An 18,648-nucleotide genomic window follows, 5' to 3' on the forward strand; every position below is an offset into this window, starting at 1 on the left:
AAACAGGTTCCCGTCTCACTCACCACTCAAGGAGTCTGAAATGAAAAGCGCACAACAAGGTTTCACCCTGATCGAACTGATGATCGTCGTCGCCATCATCGGTATTCTGGCTGCCGTGGCTCTGCCGCAGTACAAGAGCTACACCGAAAAGTCCGCCGACGCCGCCTGTCTGGCTGAAGCGACTGCCGTCGCCCGTGGCATGGCCGCTGCCAACGCCAATAACGATACCGGCTTGCTGTCCACCACCGCCCTGGCCGCTTGTAATGGTTCCGGCACCCTGCCGACCGCGCTGGCCACCGGTACCGCTACCTTCAAGGCTTCCCGTGGCGTGAAGACGGTGACCTGCAATTACGATGCTGGCTCTTGCTCGCTGGGTAGCTAAGTCAATCGCTCGTTGATTCCGAAAAGGTTGGCCACCATGGCCAACCTTTTTTTTGCCGACTTGATTTTTATGACAGGGGCTTTTGTGGCGCGGCCATTGATCCTGCTGGCGGTTTTGTTGGTGCCGGATGTGCTCTGGCTATGTTTGGCAGAGGACCGCATGCACGCATTCCAGTATGGACTGGCGCTGACGCTATGCATGTTTTTTGGGGTGTTCGCGTGGACTCAGCGGCGGCTGGGGGTGCTGCTGCTGCTCGGTCTCCCGTTCGCATTGTTGGTGCCATTCGAGTCTTACTATATCTGGCGCTATGCATCCCCTTCTTCGGCGCACGTGCTGGCGGTGATTGGCGAAACCAACTTCGTCGAGGCGAGTGAGTACCTTGGGTATGCCAAAGGCTTATTGTTGCTCGGGAGCGGAGTGGCTATCGGGATTGCCTTTTTCTGCGAATTCCGGCGAATTGCGTTTCGCCAATTCTGCCGCCCTCACCGGATGTGGCGTTTACTCGGGGCAGGAATGCTGATTCCTTTCGCCAGTATGGCATTGGCTGAGCTAAGCCTGGAGTCAGAAGTCGTGCCCGAAGCAAGCAATGCGCGCGGAGAGCAATCGGTCAGTACTTTATCTTTGCTTAAAGATGTAACTTTTGGCATGGATAAGGTCGTGACGCCCAGCTTCCCTCTTGGGGTTCCGTTTCGGCTGGGTACTTATTTCGCCGAGCAGAAACGATTGGATGCTGCGCGTGAAAGCTTCAAAAAAATCAATATCAATGCGCAGACTGCAAGAGAGAACTCGAGCGAATTGGTGGTGCTGGTCATCGGCGAGTCGGCCAACCCGAAACATTGGCACGCCAATGGATATGCTCGGCAAACAACGCCTGAAATTGAAAAAATCGGTGCAGCGGCCAGCTTGAGCGATTTGCTGACAGCGTGGCCAACCACCAGGCTTTCTGTGCCCAGCTTATTAACCGGGGTCCTTGATGAACAGGGCTTGCCCCCCATGTCAGTTCCCTCGGTATTGGACGTCTTTCGTGCCGCAGGTTGGGAGACTCACTGGCTCTCAAACCAGTCGCCTCTGGGGATGCATGATTCAACGATCGTACTGCATGCCGAGAGGGCTGAGTACCGTCATTTCCTCAATGCAGCGGACTATACGCAGTCTGCAGAGCACGATGGGCATGTTGTGCCGGCATTGGAAAAGGTGTTGCTGAGCCGCCCGGAAAAAAGAAAGTTGGTGGTGATTCATCTGCTGGGTAGCCATGCGGATTATTCAAATCGTTATCCGGCCGAATTTTCTGTTTTTTCTGGTAGCGATGGGCTGGACAATAAAATAGGCGGGTTTTCGCCAATTCATAATGAATACGATAACAGTGTTTTGTACACCGATTTCGTGCTGGCAAAAATCATCTCCCGTCTTGACTCCCTGAAACAGGCCGTTTCTCTTGTCTATGTTTCAGATCATGGAGAGAATCTCCCCGATCTCGGGTGCACCAAATATGGTCACGGTCATAGTACGGTGGATAACTATCGCACGGCCGGACTGGTGTGGACATCGCCGAAACTCGAAAAGAATTTGCCTGGCTTGGCCGAGCGGATTCAGGTCAGAAAGAACCAGCCACTACATTTGCTGGATGTCTTTCATTCCCTGATTGACGTTGCAGGTATTGATTATGCCGGGCTTGATCCGGCCAGAAGCTGGTTTGGTCAGGCATGGCATTACCATCCCCGGCCGGTATGGAGCATCCCGAATTTTGACCAAGTCACTCCGCTAGGTGCCTGCCGGGTGATTGAAAAGAGCGTCCGCTAGACTGCTTATGCCACGATGACTGATCGTTCAATCTCCCAGCAGAACTTTGCCTTGATCGGCCTGGCCTTCCTCTGTTCCGGTGCCGCCGGGCTGATTTACCAGGTGGCGTGGCAGCGCTTGTTGTTTGCCAACTTCGGGGTCGATCTGATCTCGGTCTGCATCATCGTCTCGACCTTCATGCTCGGTCTTGGTCTCGGGGCGCTGGCCGGGGGCTGGCTGGGCGACCGCTTTCCTGCCGCGACCCTGAAGTTTTTTGTCCTGTGCGAAGTGGTGATCGGCCTCTTCGGTCTGGTCAGCCCCTTTCTGATCCGGGCGTTGGGGCTGTGGTTATCCGACGCGTCGTTTGCCGTTTCCGGCCTGGCCAATTTCCTGCTGATGCTGATCCCGACTTTTTTCATGGGGGCGACGTTGCCGGTGCTGATCGCGCATCTGGTGCGCGTCTGGCGTAATGTCGGTGCGGCCACCGGACATCTTTATGCCCTGAATACGCTCGGGGCAATGCTTGGCTGCAGCCTGACCGCATTCTGGCTGTTTCACTGGATGGAACTGGATCGAGTGATCCAGTTGGCGGCGGCGATCAATTTCGGTGTTGCTGCCGCTGTCGGTCTGAGTTTGCAAGGAGCCGAGAAATGACCCGGCTGGCCTGGTTTCTTTCTTTTTGTGCCGGCTTCATCAGCCTCTCCGAGGAAATTCTCTGGGTGCGCATTGTCGGTTTTATTTTTGAAAGCACGCCGCGGGCCTTTGCGATGGTACTGGCGGGTTTTCTCGGTGGTATCGCGCTCGGGGCCTTGATCGGCAAGCGGCTATCCGAGCGTGGGCGGGCAACGCCGGCAACGGCGGCGTGGTTGCTGCTGCTGGCCGGCCTGCTCTTGCTCGCGCTGCCGTCGTTGATTGTCGGAGCCGATGGCCGGCCCTGGACCAATTTCCTGCTGTTGGTGCTGATCCTGCTTGGTGCGGCGGTCAAGGGAACGCTGTTCCCGATCGTGCACCACCTGGGTTCCTTGCCGGGCGAGCGCCTTGGGCGTTCAGTTTCGCGCACCTATTTCTGCAACATTCTGGGCGCGACCCTGGGGCCGCTGCTGACTGGCTTGTTCCTGCTTGAGCATTTTTCCTCGGGAAGCAGTCTGCACGTGCTGGCCTTGCTCTGCTTCTTGTGCGCCTTGCCGCCCTTGTTCGTCAGTGTCAAAGGCGAAGCCCGTGCAGCTGGGCGCTATGGCTTTACCGTGGCTTTGGCTGGCCTGTTGGTGCTGCCGCTGCTGTGGCCGGTTGGCGCCGGACTGATGCAGCAGCTGGCACGGGTTGGCACCGGCCAGCTCCACCTGCTGATCGAAAACCGTCATGGCGTGGTTCATTCGGTGTCGCAGCCAGGCGATGACGATAGTGTGCTCGGTGGCAACGTCTATGACGGTAAAACCAATATCGACCTGCTCCGCAACAGCAACATGATCGACCGGGCCTATCTGCTCTATGGCTTGCATCCGGCGCCGAAGCGGGTACTGGTGATCGGCTTGTCGTCGGGCGCATGGACCCGGATCATCGGCATGATGCCCGGTGTCGAAAGGATCGACGTAGTCGAGATCAATCCTGCTTACGTCGAGATGATTCGCGCTTATCCGCAGCTTTCGCCCCTGCTTGATGATCCGCGCCTGCATCTGCACATCGACGATGGACGCCGCTGGTTGCGTCGCAGTCATGCGCAGTTCGACCTGATCGTGATGAACACCACCTTCCATTGGCGGGCCAATATCACCAACCTGCTTTCAGTCGAAATGCAGCGCCTGATGCACGACGCGCTGGCCCCGGGAGGTATTCTGGCCTTCAATACCACCGATTCTTACGATGCCTTTCTCACCGCTGCCAGCGTTTTTCCACATGCCTACATGTTCCGGAATTTTGTTTATGCGGGTAAGCACGATTTCCGCGAAGAACTGCCGCAATTGCCGCAACGACTGAAGAAATTCAACGATCGCGGGGTGCCTTTGTTCGCCGATACCCGCGAGAACAATCAGGCACTGGCCAAACTGGCCGGGATCAAGTTCATCCAGTTGCAGCAGATCGCCAGAATCTACCCCCGACCGCTGCAGGTGGTTACCGACCAGAACATGATTACTGAATTCCGCTTCGGACGCGGCGCGGAAGAAGGGGAGTAGGGGGCCTGGCGGGAGCGCGGAGTGGGTGGTTTTTACTGCCGCCCACGGTCGACCGTGAATCGGGGTAAAAAACGGAGCGCCGCTTGCGGGGCCGCTTACTCCCCCAGCCCGTACTTGCGGATCTTGTCGTGTAGCGTGGTCTTGGCCACGGCCAGGGCTTCGGCGGTGCGGGCGAGGGTGCCGTGGCGGCGCAGCGCATCGGCGATCAGCGCGCGTTCGAAGGCTTCGACGGTTTCGGCGAGCGGGCGCGGGGCATCGCCCTGCGGCTGGCCGAAAGGCGGCGAGCCGGCTTCGATGCCGAGCACGCAGCGGTCGGCGACGTTGCGCAGTTCGCGCACATTGCCCGGCCACTGGTAGCCGACCAGTTGCTGCAGCCGGCCCGGCGTGGTCGCCGGTTCCGGGCGCTCGTGGCGGGCGGCGGCCTGTAGCAGAAAATGTTCGAACAGCAGCGGAATGTCTTCGCGGCGTTCGCGCAGCGGCGGCAACGGCAAGGTAGCGACCGAGAGCCGGTAATAGAGGTCGGCGCGGAATTTGCCCTGGTCGGCGAGGCCGAGCAGGTCTTCCTTGGTCGCCGCGACGATGCGGATGTCGATCGGAATGCTGGTGTTCGAGCCGAGCCGTTCCAGGGTTCTTTCCTGCAGCACGCGCAGCAGCTTGATCTGCATCGGCAGCGGCATGGTTTCGATTTCGTCGAGGAACAGGGTGCCGCCGTTGGCGTGCTCGATCTTGCCGATGCGGCGTTTGCCGGCGCCGGTGTAAGCGCCGGCTTCGTGGCCGAAAATCTCGCTGTCGAACAGGGTTTCCGGCAGGCCGCCGCAGTTGATGGCGACGAAATTGCCTTTACGGCGCGGGCTGGCGTCGTGCAGACAGCGGGCAACCAGTTCCTTGCCGGTGCCGGTTTCGCCGTGGATCAGCACGTCGGCGGCGCTGTTGGCCAGCGCGCCGATCAGGCCGCGCACACGGACCATGCCCGGCGAGTTGCCGATCAGCCGCGCGGCGACCAGGTCGCGTTGTTCCAGCTGCCGGCGCAGGGCGCGCACTTCGAGTACCAGCCGCCGTTTGTCCAGCGCGCGGCGGACGACGTCGACCAGTTCTTCCGGGGCAAAGGGCTTTTGCAGGAAATCGTAGGCGCCGTCCTTCATCGCCTGCACCGCCATCGAAATGTCGCCGTGGCCGGTGATCAGGATCACCGGCAGTTCCGGGTCGAGCGCCTGCAGTTCGCGTTGCAGGCTCATCCCGTCCTGGCCGGGCAGGCGGATGTCGCTGACCACGATGCCGGGGAAGTCGGCGCCGATCCGGCGGCGGCCCTGCTCGGCGCTGCCGGCGCAGTCGGTGGCGAAGCCTTCGAGTTGCAGCGCCTGCTCGCAGCCGAGCGCGACGTCGGGGTCGTCTTCGATGATCAGGATCTTCAGCTTATCGCTCATGGCGGGGGAGTTCCAGGGTGAAGACGGCGCCGCCGTCGGGATGGTTGGCGCCGTGCAGGCTGCCGCCGAAATCGCGGAGGATGCCGGCCGAGATCGCCAGGCCGAGGCCGAGGCCGTCGCCGGCCGGCTTGGTGGTGAAGAAGGGTTCGAACAGGTGTTGTTCGGCCTCGGCACTGAGGCCGGGGCCGTGGTCGCGGACGGCCAGGCGGATGCGGCCGGCGGCGCTGTCCCAGCTCAGTTCGATGCGTGGCGCGGCTTGCCCGGCCATCGCGTCGAGGGCGTTGCCGATCAGGTTGATCAGCACCTGTTCGAGGCGGTTGGCGTCGCATAGCGCGACCGGTTCATCGGCCGGGCAGCTGCGTTCGACCACCGCGCCGGCGCGGCGCAGCCGCGCTTCAAGCAGGCCCAGCGCATTATCGACGGCATGGCAGAGCGGCACCGGCGCCGACTGGCCGTCGGACTTGCGGGCGAAATTGCGCAACTGGCCGGTGATCCGGCCCATCCGGTCGACCAGGTCGGCGATGCGGCCGAGGTTGGTACGGGCGGTGTCGAGGTCGCCGCGTTCGAGGAAGCGGCCGGTATTGCCCGACAGCGTGCGCAGCGCCGCCAGCGGCTGGTTGAGTTCGTGCGCGATGCCGGTCGACAGCTGGCCGATCACCGCCAGCTTGCCGGCCTGCACCAGTTCGTCCTGGGCGGCGCGCAAGGTTCGTTCAGCGCGGATGCGTTCGGCGATTTCGTCTTGCAATTGCTGGTTGGCGGTGGACAGGTCGGCGGTGCGTTCCTCGACCTTGCGTTCGAGTTCGTCGTGCGCTTTCTGCAGCGCCTCGCGCGCCGCCAGCCGGTCGCGCAGGTGGCGGCGGCGTTCGTTGACGATGGCGCCGAGCATGCACAGGCAGGCGGCGGCAATCGCCGCCAGCGCGGCACGGCTCTGCGCCAGATCGTCGACCTGTTCGAGATGGGAAAACACCGTCAGCGTCCACGGCGTGCCCGGCAGCGGCCGCGATTGGGTCAAAAACCGCCCGACTACCGGGTAGACCGTGGCCATCTCCGGCCATTCGCGGGCGATCCGCACCAGCCGGGCGCCGTGGTCGAGCGCGGCGAGGTCCTTGATCCCCAGCGGCTGCAGCGCCCGGCGGTTGTATTGCTGGGTGTGGTCGAAGGCCTTGCGCGTCTCGTCGTCGAGCGGGCGCAGCGTGGTGAATTTCCAGTCGGCGACCGAGGAGAGGATCACCACCCCGTTCTCGTCGCCGACCAGGACCGGCGCTTCCACGGTCGACCAGGATTTTTCCAGACTTTCCAGCCCGACCTTGATCACCGCCACGCCGAGGATTTCGCCGTCGGCGGCCAGCGCCGACGAGAGGTAATAGCCGGGTTCGCCCCGGGTGGTGCCGATCCCGAAGAAGCGGCCGCTGCCGTTGGCCAGCGCGTCGCGGAAATAGGGCCGGAAGGAGAGATCCTCGCCGACGAAACTGTCCGGGCGCCGCCAGTTGCTGGACGCGCGGACCCGGCCGTCGCGGTCGATGACGTAGATCGACAAGGTGCCGGCACGCTCGTTGAGCTGTTCGAGAAAGGCATTGACTCCGGTGGCGGTCTGCGCCTGCGGCCGGGTCAGCAGACGCAGCACTTCCGGTTGCAGGCTCAGGGTGCCGGGGAGAAAAGCGTACTTGCCGATTTCCCGTTCCAGGCTGGCCGAATACAGCTCCAGCCGGTGCATCCCGGTCGCCTGCAGGTCGGCCAGCCCGAGCCGCTGCGCGAAGCGGTAGGCGACGCTGCCGGCGAGCAGCATCAGCAGCAGGCTGGCAATCAAGACCGAGAGCGGGCGCAGGTTGGGGCGCAGGGAGCGAAAGCGGGACATAGTGCGCGGGCGCGAGGAAGGTGGGACGATGGTATCAGGCCAGCAGGTCGAGCAGTTGCTTGCCGATCAGGACCACGACGACGCCGAGGAAGGCCTTGCGGATGAAGCCGGCACCGTGCTTGAGCGCAAGCTGGGTGCCGATCACCGAGCCGGCCAGATTGCAGACCGCCATGACCAGGCCGATTTCCCAGAGGATGGGGCCGTGGCTGGCGAAGAAGCCGATCGCCGAGAGATTGGTGGCGAAATTGATCACTTTGGCGCTGGCCGAGCCCTGGACGAAATCCATCCCGAACAGGCGGATGAAACCAAAGATCAGGAAGCTGCCGGTGCCGGGGCCGAAGAAGCCATCGTAGACGCCGATGATGCCGCCGAACAGTGCGCCCTTCCAGCGGTCGCCGGCGTGTAGCGGGCGGGTGACCTGCTGGCCGAGGTCCTTCTTCATGAAGGTATAGACCGCGACCGCGATCATCAGCACGATCACCAGCGGCCGCATTGCCTCGCGTGAAATCCACGCGACCAGCGCCGCGCCGCCCCAGGCGCCGAGCAGCGCCATCACCGTCGCCGGCAGCACCACGACCCAGGGAATCCGCACCGAACGGGCGTAGCGCCACAGCGCGGCGCCGGTGCCGGCGATGCTCGACAGTTTGTTGGTGCCGAACAAGGTCGGGATCGCCGTTTGCGGAAACTGTGCCAGCAGCGCCGGAATCTGGATCAGGCCGCCGCCGCCGACCACGGCGTCGACCATGCCGGCAAAGAAGGCGGCGGGAATCAGGAGGTACCAATCGAAGGACATGGGGGCTCTAGCGGTTAGCTGTCAGTGGTTAGGGTGGGGAAGGGGCTGGCGGTAGCCGGCATTTTTGAGGATTTTCGCGGTCGACCGTGAAAATCCTCAAAAATGCTTGCCACAGGGCAAAAAAACGGCCCGGCGCTTGCGCGCCAGGCCGGGCAAAGTCGGTGCGGCCAGAGGGATTCAAAGCCGTACCGCGGAGGAGATAAAGTTACGGCCGGGAGGGCTCAGGCGGCCTGGGTGGCTGGCAGGTCTTCCGGCACCGGCAAGGCTTCGTCGGCCTCGGCCAGTTCCGGATCGACCGGATCAATCGCGCCTTCCCACTTGGCGACCACCGAGGTGGCGATGGCGTTGCCGAGCACGTTGGTCACGGTGCGGCCCATGTCGAGGAAGTGGTCGATGCCGAGCACGAGCAGGATGCCGGCTTCGGGCAGGTTGAACATCGGCAGCACGGCGGCAACGACCACCAGCGACGAGCGCGGCACGCCGGCGATGCCCTTGGAGGAGACCATCAGCACCAGCAGCATGGTGATCTGCGCGGTCAGGCTCATCGGGATGTCGTAGGCCTGGGCGATGAACAGCGCCAGGAAGGTGGTGTACATCATCGAGCCGTCAAGGTTGAAGGAGTAGCCGAGCGGCAGCACGAAGCCGGTGACGCGGGTCTTGATGCCGAACTTTTCCAGTTGTTCCATCAGCTTCGGGTACACCGATTCGCTGCTCGCGGTCGAAAAACCGACCAGCATCGGGCCGCGCACCAGCTTGAGCAGGCGGAAGATGTCCTTGCCCAGCACCAGGTAGCCGGCGCCGATCAGCACCGCCCACAGCACGGCCAGCGCGATGTAGAAGCTGAGCATGAACTTGCCGAAGATCGCCAGCATGCCGAGACCGTTGGTGGTGATCGCACCGGCAACGGCGCCGAAGACGCCGAACGGGGCGAAGCGCATCACGTAGTCGGTGACCTTGAGCATCACGTGCACCACTTCGTCCATGGTGTTGACCAGCGAGCGCGCGGTCTGGTTGTGCAGGTGGCCGAGGGCGAGACCGAAGAAGACGGCGAAGACCAGGATCTGCAGGATTTCATTGGCCGCCATCGCTTCCATGATGCTCTTGGGGAAGACGTGGGTGATGAAATCCTTGAGGTTGAGCGCGCTGGTCTTGAGGTTGAGACCGGCGGCCGATTCGGGCAGCGGCACGCTCAGGGCTTCGCCGGGCTTGAGCAGATTGGCGAAGACCAGACCGATCAGCAGCGAGCAGAACGAGGCGCCGATGAACCAGCCGATGGCGCGGCCGCCGATGCGGCCGACGGCCTTGGAGTCGCCCATGTTGGCGAGGCCGGCAACCAGGGTGGCGAAGACCAGCGGGGCGATGATCATCTTGATCAAGCGCAGGAAGATGTCGGTCAGGATGCCGAAATAGCTGGCGATTTCCTTGGCCGCTGCCGGCGTCGGCGCCAGCGTGTTGCAGGCGTAGCCGACGATGATGCCGAGGACCAGCGCGATACCGATCCAGGTAGTCAGGCGATTCATTTTCATCTCAATTTTCCTTCGTGATTGAACTCTGCGTTGTTGTCGGTTTTTGCCTTCAGCGGGCGTTGACCGTGCTCAGGCGCTGCGGCTTGGTCAGCACTTCCGGTTGCAGCACGGCGGCCAGTTGTTCGCCGCTCATCAGGCCGCGTTCGAGGACGATTTCGGCAACACCCCGGCCGCTGCGGAAGGCTTCGGCGGCGACTTCGGTGGCGTTGGCGTAGCCGATGTAGGGGTTGAGCGCGGTGACGATGCCGATCGATTGTTCGACCGATTCGCGCAGCCGTTCGCGGTTGGCGGTGATGCCGGCGACGCAGTGGTCGGCGAGCACGCGGCAGCCGTTGGACAGGTGGAGCACGCTCTTGAACAGGCTGTGGGCGATGATCGGCTCGAAGGCGTTCAACTGCAGCTGGCCGGCTTCAGCGGCGAAGGTGACGGTGGCGTCGTTGCCGATCACTTCGAAGGCGATCTGGTTCATTACTTCCGGAATCACCGGATTGACCTTGCCCGGCATGATCGACGAGCCGGCCTGACGCGGCGGCAGGTTGATCTCGCCCAAGCCGGCGCGCGGGCCGGAGGAGAGCAGGCGCAGATCGTTGCAGACCTTGGACAGCTTGACCGCGACCCGCTTGAGGACGCCGGAGAGTTGCACGAAGCTGCCGCAATCCTGCGTCGCTTCGATCAGGTTGGGGGCGGTGACCACCGGCACGCCGCTGATTTCGGCGAGGCGGCGGCAGACCAGCGCCGCGTAGTCGGGGTCGGCGTTGATGCCGGTGCCGATAGCGGTAGCGCCGAGGTTGATTTCGCGGATCAGCAGCGCGGCTTCCTTGAGCCGTTCCTCGTCTTCGCCGAGCATCACCGCGTAGGTCGAGAATTCCTGGCCGAGGGTCATCGGCACCGCGTCCTGCAGCTGGGTGCGACCCATCTTGAGTACGTCGGCGAATTCGTCGGCCTTGCGTTCGAAGGCCTTGCGCAGGTAGGCCATGGCGTCGACCAGGCGGAAGATGCCGACATAGGTGGCGAGCTTGAGCGCGGTCGGGTACACGTCGTTGGTCGACTGGCTCATGTTGACGTGTTCGTTCGGGTGCAGCGCCTTGTAGTCGCCGCGCTCCTTGCCCAGCAGTTCGAGGGCGCGGTTGGCGATCACCTCGTTGGCGTTCATGTTGGTCGAGGTGCCGGCACCGCCCTGGATCACATCGACCACGAACTGCTCATGCCACTGGCCGTCGATCACTTCGCGGCAGGCGCCGACGATGGCCTCGGCGCGCGTCGCGTCGAGCAGGCCGAGCTGCAGGTTGGCCTGGGCAGCGGCCTTCTTGATCTGGGCCAGGGCGCGGATCAGGTCGGGGTAGACCGAGATCGCGATCCCGGTGATCGGGAAGTTCTCCAGTGCGCGCAGGGTGTGCACCCCGTAGTAGGCCGCGCTCGGGACATCGCGGTCGCCGAGCAGGTCGTGTTCGCTGCGGAAAGTTGCTTTGTTCATTTTTGTCTCCTTGGTGCGGTCGGGCGGCGGTGCGCCCGATGGTTTTTCTATTGCAGGTCGCGTGCCAGCCCGGTGGGTTATTTAACTGATTGAAAAAATTGTATTTTTTTCCTTTGGTCGGGGGTCGGGCGACGGCTTTCCGAAAATCTGCCCGATGCGCTGTTCGGTTTTCCGAACGGCGGTAGTGGCTGGCCGGGGTCAGCTGTGCAGGCGGAAGCGGGCGTTCAGTGCATTGAGCTCGCTGGCCAGCCGGCTGAGTTCGCCGATGGCATCGCGGGCGTTGCCGATCGCCTGATCGTTGGCGCGGGCAAGGCGGCTGCCGGTTGCGGCGACCGTGGCCATGTCGTTGGCGGCGCCGCTCTGTTCGCGGGTGGCGCTGGCAATGTCGCGGATCGTCGCGACGACGCCGGCGACTTCGCTGCGAATGCCGTCAATCCGGCCGGCAACCGTGTGCGAGGCCGCGATTCCGGCGCTGACCGACGCTTGTGTCTGGGCCATGCCGGCCAGCGCCGACTGGATTTCGCGGTCGGTGGCATCGATCAGGCTGCCGATCTCGACGGTGGCCTTGGCCGAGCGCTCGGCGAGCTTGCGCACTTCGTCGGCGACGACGGCAAAACCGCGCCCCTGCTCGCCGGCACGGGCGGCCTCGATGGCGGCGTTGAGCGCGAGCAGGTTGGTCTGGTCGGCGATTTCGCGGATCACGCCGATGATGTCGTTCATCGCGTGCGAGCGGCTGCCAAGGGTGTTGAGCGTGGTATCGAGGCGACCGACCGCGAGCGAAATTTCCGCAATGTCGCTGGCCAGGTCGCCGACGGCGCAGGCCGAGCCACGCGAGATTTCGTCGGCCTGCCGCGCCAGTTGTTCGCCGCTGGCGGCGTTGTCGGCAATCTGGCCGATGCTGACGGTCAGTTGCTCGATACTGGCGGCGCTGCGACTGGCCGCGTCGCGCTGCTCGGCTGCGGCTTGCGCGACTTGCCCGGTGGTGGCTTTGAGCGCGGCCAGTTCGCGGTCGAGGCGGGCGGCCTGACTGCGGGCTTCGGCAAAGAGGTCGTGCAGGCTGGCGACAAAGCGGTTGAAGGCGGCGGCAGTCTGGCCAACCTCGTCATTGTTGTGTGCGGGCAGTCGGCGGGTCAGGTCGGCTTCGCCGGCGGCGATCTCGGTCAGCGCGTCGCGCAAGGTGGTCAGGCCGCCGAGCAGCCGGCGCAGCACGTAGGCGGCCAAGGCAACGCCGAGGCCAGCGCAGGCAAGGCCGGCCAGCCATTGCTGGAGCAGTAGCGCGTGCAGCGGCGCCAGCACTTCCGCCTGGTCGATGACGCAGGCGAGTACCCAATCCGAACCGGGGATCGCGGTCGCGGCGAAGTAGCTGGCGCGGCCGTCGAGCGTCAGTTCGCGCACGGGGGCGTCGTTGCCGGCCAGCGCCAGCAGTTCCGGGGTGAGGCCGGGGATGACTTCGCCGACCGGGCGCAAGCTGGCATCGCTCTGTGGGTGGGCGACGATGCGGCCGTCACGGGTAGCGAGAAAGGCATAGCCGCCGCGCAGTCGCATGTCGCGGACGCTGGCGCTGACTTCGCCAAGCAGGATGTCGCCGGCAGCGACGCCGACGATGCGGCCGTCGCGGCGGATCGGGCTGGCGACGGTGATGCCGAGTTTCTGCGCGCTGGAAAAGAGATAGGGCGCGGTAACGCTGGTTTCCTGGCGTTCACTGGCCAGCCGGTACCACGGGCGGGCGGTCGGGTCGTAGCCGGCCGGCGGGCGCTTGGCGGCGAGGTGGTAATGTATCTGCCGGTCGGCAAAACCGGCAAAGGTCTGGTCGAAAAGGCCAGCCTGTTGTGCCTGCTGCAGACCGGCCTGCAACTCGTCGCCGGCGCCGAGGCGGGTGCCCAGCGCATCGATTGCCGCCCGACGCTGGCCCAGCCATTGGGCCAGTGCCTGGCGGTTGCCGGCAATGCTGGCCAGCAGTTCCTGTTCGATGCCGCGGCGGATTTCAGTATGCAGGCGGTGATAGGAGAGGATTGACTGGATGGCGATGACGCTGCCAACCAGCGCGGCAATACACAGCAGCAGGCGGGTTTTGAGGGACATGGAGGCTCCGGGGGCGGGGGCGTTTTCCGGGGTTGGCGGCGTGGACCGTGTTCCGGGGGGGGGGCGGGAGCGTTTCCGATTGCATCTGGCGTGCCAGCGAGAGGGCCGCCGGAGGTTTTTTATTTTGTTGATTTTTAAGGGCTATTTTTTCTGGCGTGGCAGATGGGGACGGTTTTCCGGATGGTTCGGGGGAAAGCTTGTCCGAAAAACCGGCGCCTGGACGGGGCGGAACTTTTGTGAGCTGGCCGGGTCAGTCGCCCCTGTCCGACCTTTGCGGCGGCGGATCGCTAGCGCCCTTCGGCCAACCGTGGCGGACTGTCAGCGGGTGTTCACGTTAATATTCCCGGCTTCGCTGCATTGCAGCACTCAACCCGATTGTTGCCCGGCATCGCTGCCGGGCCTGCCCGATTCCTGCCCATGTCCGCCTCATCCGACCGCATGAGTCCGCAGGAGCGCCGCGTTGGCGCTTCGCTGGCTTCCATCTTCGCCCTGCGCATGCTGGGGCTGTTCCTGATCCTGCCGGTGTTTTCGCTCTACGCAAAGGACGTTCCCGGGGGCGATAACCTGACCCTGGTCGGTTTTGCGCTCGGCGCTTATGGCCTGACTCAGGCGGTCTTCCAGATTCCCTACGGGATCGCTTCCGACTACTGGGGGCGCAAGCCGGTGATCATTGCCGGCCTGCTGCTGTTCGCCTTTGGCAGCTTCGTTGCGGCCTGGGCGCCGGATCTGCACTGGGTGATCGTCGGGCGCGTCCTGCAGGGCGCCGGTGCGATTTCTGCGGCAGTGACCGCGCTTGCCGCCGATCTGACCCGCGAGGAGCACCGGACCAAGGTGATGGCGATGATCGGTTCGTCGATCGGCCTGGTCTTCGCACTGTCGCTGGTCGGTGCGCCGCTGCTGTATGGCTGGATCGGCATGGGCGGTCTGTTCGTACTGACCGGGGTGCTGGCGCTGGCGGCGATTGTCCTGCTACTCAAGGCCGTGCCGGTGGTGCCGCGGCCGCATGGCCATCTGCGCCTGCCCTTGCGGCGGGTGCTGGCGGATCGTGATCTGCTACGGCTGAACCTCGGCATTTTTACCCTGCACCTGATCCAGATGGCGATGTTCGTGGTTTTGCCGCACGCTCTGGTCAGCCATGGCGGACTGGCGCCGGCGGCGCATTGGCAGGTGTACCTGCCGGCGGTACTGGTTTCATTTGCGGTGATGGTGCCGGCGATCATCGCCGCCGAGCGGCGCGACAAGATGCGGCCGATCTTCCTTGCCGCCGTTGGGTTGCTGTGTGTCGTCCAGTGCGGCCTCTATCTGGCCGGAGGCAGTTTGTGGACGCTGGGGCTGTGGTTGCTGCTCTTTTTCGTTGCCTTCAACGTACTCGAAGCGACGCTGCCCTCGCTGGTCTCGCGAACCGCGCCGCCCGAGGCCAAGGGCGCCGCGCTCGGGGTCTATAATACGACGCAGGCATGCGGCCTGTTCCTTGGCGGCACGCTTGGTGGCTACCTGGCGCAACATTTCGGCGATAATGCGGTTTTTTCCGTCTGTGCCGGCCTCGCCCTGTTGTGGCTGCTGGTGGCGGCATCAATGAATTTTCCGTCACGGCGCCCGGCGACCGTGGCAGCATCCAATCTTCAGGAGTAAAGACCCATGGCATCGGTCAACAAGGTCATTCTCGTCGGCAATCTCGGTGCCGACCCGGAAACCCGCTACACCGCGAGCGGCGACGCAATCTGCAACATCCGTCTGGCGACCACCGATAGCTGGAAAGACAAGAACACCGGCGAAAAGCGCGAAATGACCGAATGGCATCGCGTCGTCTTCTACCGTCGCTTGGCCGAAATTGCCGGCCAGTATCTGAAGAAGGGTTCGTCGGTGTATATCGAAGGCCGGATCAAGACCCGCAAGTGGCAGGACAAGGACGGCCAGGATCGTTACACCACCGAAATCGAAGCCACCGAAATGCAGATGCTCGGCGGTCGTCAGGGCATGGGCGCACCGGCGCAGCAAGGCGGCGCTGGCGGTTATGGCGGCGGCAGCGGTGGCGGTGGTTACGGTGGCGGCGGCTACGACAACGAGCCGGCCGACTACTCGCCGGCCCCGCCGAAGAACCGGCCGAAGCCTTCGTTTGACGACCTCGGCGACGACATTCCGTTCTGAGCCTCTGCTGCAGTCTCTTCAGCCCCGGTTTGCCACCGGGGTTTTGTTTGGCATAAGCGGTTGTTTTTTCTCGCCGAGTGCCGTGATCGGGCAGTCTTCGCTGCGGGCCGCCTGGTGGTTTCGCGCTAGAATAGCGCCGGTTTCAGATTGTCTCTCCGCCGGGACACGACACAAGGCTCTGCGCATGTCCAACGCCATCACCTTCAAGATTCTCGAAGATATCGCCCGCGATCTGTCCGGCGACGAGATTTCGTTTCCGACTTTTCTCGACATCACCTTTCAGGTGCGGACTGCGCTCAAGGACCCCAACCTGAACGTCGAACAGCTGGCCAAGCTGGTCGGGGCCGAGCCCTTGATGAGCGCGAAAATCATCCGGATGGCCAATTCGGTGATGATGAATCCGTCAGGCCGCGAGATTGCCGATGTCAAGACCGCCATTGTCCGGGTTGGCATGGAGGCCGTGCGTACTGTTTCTTTCGCGGTCGCGATGGACCAGTTGCTGAAGTCCAAGCACATGGTTCCCTTCGAATCCCTGTCGCGCAAGCTGTGGGAGCACACCGCCCACGTTGCCGCCTTGTGCCGGGTGCTGGCCCGCAAGCTGGCCCGGATCAACGGCGACGAGGCGATGTTTGCCGGCCTGGTGCACGATCTCGGGGTGTTCTACCTGATGTCGCGGGCGGCCAATTTCCCCGAGTTGATCGACGACAAGCCCGAGTTGTATGCACTGTTGGTCGATTGGCACGAGAATATCGGGCATGCGCTGCTTTCCGCCCTCGGCTCGCCCGAGCAGGTGCTTAAGGCGGTGCAGGAGCACGAAACCGAGCGCGAGCTGCGCGAGGTCAAGACCTTGTCCGACGTGCTCTATGTCGCCAACAAGATCGCCAACCTGACCTCGTCGTGGCGCGATCCGGAATTCGACGCCGGTGTCGATACATCGATTCTCGGCAGCCTGTTCGACCAGGCGGCGCTGAATGAAATCGTCGCCGAGTCGGAAGAGGAAGTTTTGTCCCTGAAGGCCGCACTGGGGGCCTGAGTACCTTGTGCCGCGACCGTCGGACCACCGTCGCCAGGGATTCCAGAGGTAGATTATGAGCAGTCATCATTCAGCCGGCGAGGTGACCGGCAAGCGTCTTGCCGTTCTCGCGCTGGCCGCACTCGGCGTGGTTTATGGCGACATCGGCACCAGTCCCTTGTACGCGATGAAGGAAGTGTTTGCCGGCAACCACCCGATTCCGGTGACCGAGGCCAATATCTTCGGCAGCTTGTCACTGTTTTTCTGGGCGCTGATCGTGGTGGTTTCGGTCAAGTACGTCAGCTTCATCATGCGGGCCGATAATCGTGGCGAGGGCGGAATCATGGCGCTGATCGCGCTGGCCCTGCACAGCGCTCGCGGCAAGCCACGCCAGGCCCGGGCCATCATGCTGGTCGGCGTGCTCGGTGCCGCGATGTTCTACGGCGACGGAATGGTGACGCCGGCGATTTCGGTGCTCTCGGCAGTCGAGGGGCTGGAAGTCGCCGCGCCCGGTCTCAAGCCCTTTGTGATTCCGCTGACCCTGGTGGTCCTGCTCGCCCTGTTCGCCGTGCAGCGGCACGGCACGGCGATGATGGGGGCGGCGTTCGGGCCGGTGATGCTGATCTGGTTTTCGACGCTGGCGGCGCTCGGCTTGTACAACATTGTTCAGCACCCGGAGATTCTGATGGCTGCCAACCCCTGGTACGGCATCGAATTCCTGCTGGCCAACAAGGCAATGGCGCTGGTGGCGATGGGCAATGTGGTGCTGGCGGTGACCGGGGCCGAAGCCCTGTATGCCGATATGGGGCATTTCGGCCAGAAGCCGATTTCACGTGCCTGGTTTGCTTTCGTGCTGCCGGCGCTGGTTCTGAACTATTTCGGTCAGGGGGCGTTGATCCTGGCTGAGCCGGAGGCCGCACAGAATCCCTTCTTCCTGTCGGCGCCCGACTGGGCGCTCTATCCGCTGGTTGGACTGGCTACGCTGGCCACCGTGATCGCCTCGCAGGCGGTGATTTCGGGGGCCTTCTCGGTGACCCGGCAGGCGATGCAGCTGGGCTTCGTGCCGCGCATGGAGGTGCAGCACACCTCCGAAAAGGAGGCCGGGCAAATCTATTTGCCGGCGGTGAACTGGGGGCTGATGCTGGCGGTGATGATCCTCGTGCTTGGCTTCAAGTCATCGAACAATCTGGCGGCCGCTTATGGCATCGCGGTGACCGGCGATATGGTGATCACTTCGTTGTTGGCAACGGTGGTGGTCGCCAAGTTCTGGAAATGGGGCTGGCTCAAGGCCGGTTTGCTGTTTTCCTGCTTTCTCTCGGTCGAACTGGTGTTCCTCGCCGCCAATATCCTGAAAATTCCTGATGGCGGCTGGTTCCCGCTGGTGGCCGGAGTGTTCGTCTTCGTTCTGATGACGACCTGGAAGCGTGGTCGCGAGTTGCTGGCCGAACGCCTGGCCGGTGAAAAGCTGGTCTTGCCGATTTTTCTCGAATCGCTGGCCTCGTCGATGCCGACCCGGGTGGCCGGGACGGCGGTATTCCTGAATGCCGATCCGACCGGCGTGCCGCATGCGCTGTTGCACAACCTGATGCACAACAAGGTCCTGCACGAACGCGTGGTGCTGGTTTCGGTGCAGTTTTTCGATGTTCCTTACGTCCCCGACATCGACCGGGTCGAGGTGCGTCCCTTGCGCGAGGCGTTCTGGAGCGTCGTGATCCAGTATGGTTTCAAGGATGAGCCGAACGTGCCGGAGGCGCTGGCGCGTTGTGCCGAAGCCGGTCTGGCGCTGGAGCAACTCGATACCTCCTACTTCATCGGCCGTGAAACGCTGATTCCGCGCTTCGGCTCAGGGATGGCCTTTTGGCGGGAAAAGCTGTTTGTCGCGATGTTCCGCAATGCGGGCTCGGCGACCGATTTCTTCCAGATTCCCAGTAACCGGGTGGTCGAACTCGGTACGCAGGTCGTTCTGTAAGCGGTGGGGAGTGCGGCCGTCGCTTCCGGCAAC

At 63.3% G+C, this 18,648-nt stretch carries 14 protein-coding genes; 8 read left to right on the top strand and 6 right to left on the bottom strand.

Annotated features, from left to right (window positions below):
• Window positions 1–40 precede the first annotated feature (40 nt).
• From VX159_RS02340 to VX159_RS02355, 4 genes are read left to right on the top strand one after another with little or no spacing between them, the layout of a single operon-like run.
• Window positions 41–382, top strand: coding sequence for a prepilin-type N-terminal cleavage/methylation domain-containing protein (locus VX159_RS02340; RefSeq protein WP_371324383.1), 342 nt, complete (start codon window positions 41–43; stop codon window positions 380–382).
• Window positions 383–418: 36 nt separating this feature from the next.
• The gene (locus VX159_RS02345; RefSeq protein ID WP_371324384.1) at window positions 419–2,182 is read left to right on the top strand and encodes a phosphoethanolamine transferase; all 1,764 of its coding nucleotides are present in this window, start codon (window positions 419–421) and stop codon (window positions 2,180–2,182) included.
• A 15-nt stretch (window positions 2,183–2,197) separates the two neighbouring features.
• On the top strand, window positions 2,198–2,815 hold the full coding sequence (locus VX159_RS02350) for a fused MFS/spermidine synthase (RefSeq protein ID WP_371324385.1): 618 nt from the start codon (window positions 2,198–2,200) through the stop codon (window positions 2,813–2,815).
• Window positions 2,812–4,332: a spermidine synthase gene (locus VX159_RS02355; RefSeq protein ID WP_371324386.1), complete on the top strand. Its 1,521-nt coding sequence runs from the start codon at window positions 2,812–2,814 to the stop codon at window positions 4,330–4,332. Before VX159_RS02350 ends, VX159_RS02355 begins: the two co-directional genes overlap by 4 nt.
• A 95-nt stretch (window positions 4,333–4,427) precedes the next feature.
• On the opposite strand, the gene VX159_RS02360 is transcribed toward VX159_RS02355, so the two are convergent.
• From VX159_RS02360 to VX159_RS02385, 6 genes are all read right to left on the bottom strand, one after another.
• Window positions 4,428–5,756, bottom strand: coding sequence for a sigma-54-dependent transcriptional regulator (locus VX159_RS02360; protein ID WP_371324387.1), 1,329 nt, complete (start codon window positions 5,754–5,756; stop codon window positions 4,428–4,430).
• On the bottom strand, window positions 5,746–7,611 hold the full coding sequence (locus VX159_RS02365; RefSeq protein ID WP_371324388.1) for an ATP-binding protein: 1,866 nt from the start codon (window positions 7,609–7,611) through the stop codon (window positions 5,746–5,748). Before VX159_RS02365 ends, VX159_RS02360 begins: the two co-directional genes overlap by 11 nt.
• Before the next feature lie 34 nt (window positions 7,612–7,645).
• Entirely contained in the window at window positions 7,646–8,404 is a 759-nt protein-coding gene (locus VX159_RS02370; protein WP_371324389.1) for a sulfite exporter TauE/SafE family protein, read from the bottom strand.
• Between the two features lie 221 nt (window positions 8,405–8,625).
• The gene (locus VX159_RS02375; RefSeq protein WP_371324390.1) at window positions 8,626–9,930 is read right to left on the bottom strand and encodes a dicarboxylate/amino acid:cation symporter; all 1,305 of its coding nucleotides are present in this window, start codon (window positions 9,928–9,930) and stop codon (window positions 8,626–8,628) included.
• 49 nt (window positions 9,931–9,979) lie between these two features.
• On the bottom strand, window positions 9,980–11,404 hold the full coding sequence (gene aspA, locus VX159_RS02380) for an aspartate ammonia-lyase (RefSeq protein WP_371324391.1): 1,425 nt from the start codon (window positions 11,402–11,404) through the stop codon (window positions 9,980–9,982).
• A gap of 198 nt (window positions 11,405–11,602) precedes the next feature.
• The gene (locus tag VX159_RS02385) at window positions 11,603–13,486 is read right to left on the bottom strand and encodes a methyl-accepting chemotaxis protein (RefSeq protein WP_371324392.1); all 1,884 of its coding nucleotides are present in this window, start codon (window positions 13,484–13,486) and stop codon (window positions 11,603–11,605) included.
• A gap of 417 nt (window positions 13,487–13,903) precedes the next feature.
• Between VX159_RS02385 and VX159_RS02390 the strand changes: the two genes are divergently transcribed.
• From VX159_RS02390 to VX159_RS02405, 4 genes are all read left to right on the top strand, one after another.
• Window positions 13,904–15,118, top strand: a complete 1,215-nt coding sequence (locus VX159_RS02390; RefSeq protein WP_371324393.1) for an MFS transporter — start codon at window positions 13,904–13,906, stop codon at window positions 15,116–15,118.
• Window positions 15,119–15,124: 6 nt separating this feature from the next.
• Window positions 15,125–15,634 (top strand): single-stranded DNA-binding protein, encoded by a 510-nt coding sequence (gene ssb / locus VX159_RS02395; RefSeq protein ID WP_371324394.1) that lies wholly within the window; start codon window positions 15,125–15,127, stop codon window positions 15,632–15,634.
• A gap of 184 nt (window positions 15,635–15,818) precedes the next feature.
• Window positions 15,819–16,667, top strand: a complete 849-nt coding sequence (locus tag VX159_RS02400; protein ID WP_371324395.1) for an HDOD domain-containing protein — start codon at window positions 15,819–15,821, stop codon at window positions 16,665–16,667.
• A gap of 55 nt (window positions 16,668–16,722) precedes the next feature.
• Window positions 16,723–18,615, top strand: a complete 1,893-nt coding sequence (locus tag VX159_RS02405; RefSeq protein WP_371324396.1) for a potassium transporter Kup — start codon at window positions 16,723–16,725, stop codon at window positions 18,613–18,615.
• Window positions 18,616–18,648 lie beyond the last annotated feature (33 nt).

The organism is Dechloromonas sp. ZY10, assembly GCF_041378895.1.
Taxonomy (GTDB): Bacteria; Pseudomonadota; Gammaproteobacteria; order Burkholderiales; family Rhodocyclaceae; genus Azonexus; species Azonexus aquae.

Excerpts from the sequence above, each read along its gene's own strand:
- VX159_RS02390 (WP_371324393.1), top strand. The coding sequence starts at position 13,904 with ATGTCCGCCTCATCCGACCGCATGAGTCCGCAGGAGCGCCGCGTTGGC.
- ssb (WP_371324394.1), top strand. The coding sequence starts at position 15,125 with ATGGCATCGGTCAACAAGGTCATTCTCGTCGGCAATCTCGGTGCCGAC.
- VX159_RS02400 (WP_371324395.1), top strand. The coding sequence starts at position 15,819 with ATGTCCAACGCCATCACCTTCAAGATTCTCGAAGATATCGCCCGCGAT.
- VX159_RS02345 (WP_371324384.1), top strand. The coding sequence starts at position 419 with ATGGCCAACCTTTTTTTTGCCGACTTGATTTTTATGACAGGGGCTTTT.
- VX159_RS02365 (WP_371324388.1), bottom strand. The coding sequence starts at position 7,611 with ATGTCCCGCTTTCGCTCCCTGCGCCCCAACCTGCGCCCGCTCTCGGTC.
- VX159_RS02360 (WP_371324387.1), bottom strand. The coding sequence starts at position 5,756 with ATGAGCGATAAGCTGAAGATCCTGATCATCGAAGACGACCCCGACGTC.
- VX159_RS02355 (WP_371324386.1), top strand. The coding sequence starts at position 2,812 with ATGACCCGGCTGGCCTGGTTTCTTTCTTTTTGTGCCGGCTTCATCAGC.
- VX159_RS02340 (WP_371324383.1), top strand. The coding sequence starts at position 41 with ATGAAAAGCGCACAACAAGGTTTCACCCTGATCGAACTGATGATCGTC.
- aspA (WP_371324391.1), bottom strand. The coding sequence starts at position 11,404 with ATGAACAAAGCAACTTTCCGCAGCGAACACGACCTGCTCGGCGACCGC.
- VX159_RS02385 (WP_371324392.1), bottom strand. The coding sequence starts at position 13,486 with ATGTCCCTCAAAACCCGCCTGCTGCTGTGTATTGCCGCGCTGGTTGGC.
- VX159_RS02375 (WP_371324390.1), bottom strand. The coding sequence starts at position 9,930 with ATGAAAATGAATCGCCTGACTACCTGGATCGGTATCGCGCTGGTCCTC.
- VX159_RS02370 (WP_371324389.1), bottom strand. The coding sequence starts at position 8,404 with ATGTCCTTCGATTGGTACCTCCTGATTCCCGCCGCCTTCTTTGCCGGC.
- VX159_RS02405 (WP_371324396.1), top strand. The coding sequence starts at position 16,723 with ATGAGCAGTCATCATTCAGCCGGCGAGGTGACCGGCAAGCGTCTTGCC.
- VX159_RS02350 (WP_371324385.1), top strand. The coding sequence starts at position 2,198 with ATGACTGATCGTTCAATCTCCCAGCAGAACTTTGCCTTGATCGGCCTG.